Source organism: Bifidobacterium sp. 2450 (genome assembly GCF_041900695.1).
Lineage (GTDB): Bacteria > Actinomycetota > Actinomycetes > Actinomycetales > Bifidobacteriaceae > Bifidobacterium > Bifidobacterium longum.
The window spans coordinates 1-605 of sequence record NZ_JBHEEA010000039.1; the positions used below are offsets into that span (position 1 = coordinate 1).

At 50.2% G+C, this 605-nt stretch carries 1 pseudogene; it reads right to left on the bottom strand.

The window, feature by feature from the left end:
- Positions 1-604 (bottom strand): annotated as a pseudogene (locus ACEUKI_RS10745) (hypothetical protein); the annotation flags it as partial.
- Position 605: the final 1 nt, after the last annotated feature.

The window sequence follows — 605 nt, forward strand, 5'->3', positions numbered from 1 at the left end:
ACCACCCGTGGCCTTTGCTCCAATCTCCGAATCTCTTGAACTGACCATCCCAGAAATCCCTCATCACCGTGTTGTTTGGGTTAGAATGAGCGGCATTCGCGGCCTGTTTCGCATCCTGCCAACCGGAAACGAAACGATTCCATGCCCTGCCGCCGTTCTTCAACGAATGCCCAACATTATACATTCCCTTGCCTAAAGCATCCCAACCCTGACGAGCCAAATTAGCGGCATAGTTTCCTGTTCCATCATGACGTATAGCACTCAATACGTTCTCTCCGGATTGCATTGCTTTGCCGCCTTCGCTAACAAGCATCTTCCGGAAACCACCTGCAGCATCCTTAGATTTCAATAACCGCTTACCCCATTTAGTAGGCCCCCACATCTGAGAACGCAAAACTCTCTTATAGATTCCGGCGGTAACCGGAGAGTCAAAAATGCCCTTGCCGTTTTTCAGAGCGACCTTATTAGCAATTGTTGTAGCAGTGCTCTTGGCATTTGCAATCTTGCTTACAGCTTTCAAGCCGGCCCCAACATCCAATAATGCCCAGAAACCGGATACCACAACTTCCCACCACGACGCATCACCGTTCGCCTTGGCCAACAGC